Origin of the sequence: Flavobacterium sp., assembly GCF_044376915.1 — a bacterium.
Classification (GTDB): Bacteria; Bacteroidota; Bacteroidia; order Flavobacteriales; family Flavobacteriaceae; genus Flavobacterium.
This window is the reverse complement of record NZ_JBILKB010000126.1, coordinates 1-3431: the sequence shown is the minus strand read 5'-3', so window position 1 is coordinate 3431 and position 3431 is coordinate 1. Positions and strand designations below refer to the sequence as shown.

The following is a 3431-nucleotide window of genomic DNA, read 5'->3' as shown; positions in this document are numbered from 1 at the left end:
CCCAGTTGGCAATAGCTCCTAACTTCGGTGTCAATCCAAATAGTGGAATAAAGTAATCGGTATTAAGTTGTTCCAAAACACCATCTCTATCTAAGGTAATACTTTCAACATGTTGCTCCCCTTGGATTCCGACAACTTCTGCAGGCGTAATCAATGTAATCTTGCCTTCTTTCTTCAATTCTTGTACTTTTTCTACCGAATCTAAAGCGCCACGGAATTCATTTCGCCTGTGAACTAGCGTAACTTTTTTGGCCACATTAGAGAGAAAAATACTCCAATCCAATGCCGAATCACCGCCACCAGCAATTACAATTTCTTTATCTCTAAATAATTCTGGGTCTTTAACAAAATATTCAACCCCTTTTTCTTCGTAAAAAGAAATATTTTCAAGGGATGGTTTTCGTGGTTCAAAAGTACCTAAACCACCCGCAATGGCAACCGCTTTTGCGTGATGCTTTGTACCTTTATTGGTTGTAACAATAAAAGTTCCATCGTCTAATTTTTCAATGGTTTCAGCGGTTTCAGCTAAAGTAAAACCCGGTTGGAATTGTTTAATTTGTTCCATTAAATTGGTTACCAAATCACCTGCTAAAACTTCTGGATAACCCGGAATATCAAAAATAGGTTTCTTGGGATACAACTCAGCCAATTGTCCTCCTGGTTGAGGAAGCGCATCAATAATGTGGCATTTCAATTGCAACAATCCTGCTTCAAAAACAGTAAAAAGACCTGTGGGTCCAGCTCCAATAATTAGTATATCTGTTTCAATCATTTTGTATCAATTAATGTAGTAAAGTTACAAATCAAACTAAGATCTGGCGCAACTTAAGTTACATAGTATGAAAATTAGGCTAAAAAATTAAGCAATATTTTCTACGGTTTCAATTTGAGGAACATATTTTTTTATGGTGGTTTCTACACCTGCTTTCATTGTACTAATACTGAAATTACAACTTGTACAAGCGCCTTCTAAACGCACTTTAACATGTTTGTCATCAATGATTTCTACCAATGAAATATTACCCCCATCGGAATTCAAAAAAGGCCGGATTTCTTCCAATGCTTTTTCTACATTTTCTTTGATCTCAAGTGTAGTCATACAATTAATGTGTTAATTTTCAATGTCCCAATGTGTCTATACTATTTTGCTTATTGACACACAGACTAATTGATACTTATTTTTTTACAGCAGAACATCCTGCCATTGTTGTTATTTTGATTGCTTCTGTGGGTGGCAACTCCTCGTTTCGGTTTACCGTTTCTTGTACCACATTTCGAGTAATAGTCTCAAAAATAGTGGCTAATACTGACTCGGTTTGCAAAGCTGCAGGACGACCATAATCTCCTGCTTCACGAATGCTTTGTACTAATGGTACTTCTCCTAAAAGAGGCACTTGTAAATCAGACGCTAAATTCTTTGCTCCTTCTTTACCAAATATATAGTATTTGTTTTCAGGCAATTCTTCTGGTGTAAAATAGGCCATGTTTTCGATAATTCCTAAAACAGGAACATTTACAGCTTCGGATAAAAACATGGATACGCCTTTTTTTGCATCGGCCAAGGCAACGGCTTGTGGCGTACTGACAACTACGGCACCTGTAATAGGCAACGATTGCATGATCGACAAATGAATATCGCCAGTACCTGGTGGCAAATCAATCAAAAGAAAGTCTAATTCACCCCAATTGGCATCAAAAATCATTTGGTTTAACGCTTTGGCAGCCATTGGACCTCTCCAAATTACGGCTTGATCGGGTTTGGTGAAAAATCCTATGGATAACAATTCTACCCCATAACTTGAAATGGGTTGCATCTTTGATTTTCCATCCACTTCTATTGAAATCGGTTTGGCCGATTCTACATCAAACATAATAGGCATAGACGGACCATAAATATCAGCATCCAACACCCCAACTTTAAATCCCATTTTAGCCAATGAAACTGCAAGATTTGCCGTTATAGTAGATTTTCCTACCCCTCCTTTTCCTGAGGCAACCGCAATTATATTTGAAATTCCTGGAATTGCTTTCCCTTTTATTAGATTGGGATTTTCTGGTTTTTCAGGCGCTTCTACTTTGATATTTACTTTTACTTTTGCTTTTTCAAACACTTTTTCGTGAATGACTTTGATGATATCTACCTCTGCACGCTTTTTGATGTGCAAAGCAGGCGTTGCTAAAAGTACATCTACTACTACCTCATCTCCAAAGGTGATTACATTTTGAACAGCACCACTCTCAACCATATTCTTACCTTCTCCAGCAACAGAAATTGTTTCTAAGGCAGTAAGTATCTCTTTTCTATCTAGTTTCATTTTTATTCAGACTGATTTTAGATTGCAAAGATAATAAGAAGTTTATGAGATTAAAAAAGATCATCTCTTAAAGTTGTGTTATTTTAGAAAGGTAACTTTCAGCGTCCGATTGAAATGCAATACTTATTTTGGTTCCCAATAATACTTTTCTAAATCTACGATTTGATTGTTGTGAATCTTTATGCCTTCGCTTTCTAACAATTGTTGCATTAAATTAGTTCCTTCAAAATGGTGTTTTCCGGTAAGTAACCCTTTTCGATTGACAACACGGTGGGCCGGCACATCCTCCAACCCATGAGAAGCATTCATTGCCCAACCCACCATTCGGGCGGAGCGCGCTGTTCCTAGTGCTTTTGCGATAGCGCCATAGGAAGTTACTTTGCCATATGGAATTTGACGTACAATAGCATACACTCGTTCAAAAAAAGAATCGGAAATAGCTTTGTTCTCCATTATTGAAAATACATTTTATAGAGGGATGAAATGGCAACTAATCCGGTAAGAAAAGCGATTAAAAAGTTTATGTTTTTTACAAGGAAAACCAACTTATGTTCGATTTTCTTAAAAAATACAGCATACCAATAAAACACAACATAGGTACCTAAGGCGGCGGCCACAGAAAACAAGAGTATAGAAATGATGTCATAATAAAACCATTCTTTAGACGCCACCAATAAACTGGTAAACGCATACCAGGGAATGGCCAACATATTAATTGCAGACAAGGCCATTCCGAATAAAAAACGATTTTTTTTATTTTCAAGTTGGACCGTTAGCGTTTTTTGTTTGTGAGCACGCATTCCCAAAATTGTAAAAACCACTGTTAATGCAATAAATATAAATGTACCAATTTTTTTTATTCCATCACTAAAAACAGGATGGGCGTCTAAAAATTTTGCAAAATAGGTTCCTAAGAATGCTTGAAAAAAAACAACCACTACCGCTCCGAAAGCAAATTGCAAGGCCTGATGCTTGTTTTCTTTGACACTAATTTTAGCAATGGTCATGTTTAACATCCCGGGAATAATAATCCCGATAATGGAAATAACCAACCCGAATACCAATGCTAAAAAAAAGGCCATAAATTATTTTATTCTGAATTGAATATAGGTAATG

5 protein-coding genes are annotated in these 3431 nt (G+C 36.5%); all 5 read right to left on the bottom strand.

Translation table 11 applies throughout. The features are described 5' to 3' along the window. Positions 1 to 772, bottom strand: a 772-nt coding sequence (locus ACIQ6Z_RS09565) for an NAD(P)/FAD-dependent oxidoreductase (protein WP_396210654.1), incomplete at its 3' end; no start/stop codon positions are given. Positions 773 to 859: 87 nt separating this feature from the next. Then, the gene (locus ACIQ6Z_RS09560; RefSeq protein ID WP_396210653.1) at positions 860 to 1099 is read right to left on the bottom strand and encodes a NifU family protein; all 240 of its coding nucleotides are present in this window, start codon (positions 1097 to 1099) and stop codon (positions 860 to 862) included. Positions 1100 to 1175: 76 nt separating this feature from the next. Then, a complete protein-coding gene (locus tag ACIQ6Z_RS09555) occupies positions 1176 to 2315 on the bottom strand; it encodes a P-loop NTPase (RefSeq protein WP_396210652.1) in 1140 nt (379 codons plus the stop codon). Positions 2316 to 2438: 123 nt separating this feature from the next. Further along, a complete protein-coding gene (locus ACIQ6Z_RS09550) occupies positions 2439 to 2768 on the bottom strand; it encodes an MGMT family protein (RefSeq protein WP_396210651.1) in 330 nt (109 codons plus the stop codon). Beyond that, entirely contained in the window at positions 2768 to 3397 is a 630-nt protein-coding gene (locus ACIQ6Z_RS09545) for a lysine transporter LysE (protein ID WP_396210650.1), read from the bottom strand. The genes ACIQ6Z_RS09550 and ACIQ6Z_RS09545 overlap by 1 nt, the downstream gene beginning before the upstream one ends. Positions 3398 to 3431: the final 34 nt, after the last annotated feature.

What these genes read in the sequence shown, in the direction of transcription:
- ACIQ6Z_RS09560 (WP_396210653.1), bottom strand. Translation starts at nt 1,099, where the DNA reads ATGACTACACTTGAGATCAAAGAAAATGTAGAAAAAGCATTGGAAGAA.
- ACIQ6Z_RS09555 (WP_396210652.1), bottom strand. Translation starts at nt 2,315, where the DNA reads ATGAAACTAGATAGAAAAGAGATACTTACTGCCTTAGAAACAATTTCT.
- ACIQ6Z_RS09550 (WP_396210651.1), bottom strand. Translation starts at nt 2,768, where the DNA reads ATGGAGAACAAAGCTATTTCCGATTCTTTTTTTGAACGAGTGTATGCT.
- ACIQ6Z_RS09545 (WP_396210650.1), bottom strand. Translation starts at nt 3,397, where the DNA reads ATGGCCTTTTTTTTAGCATTGGTATTCGGGTTGGTTATTTCCATTATC.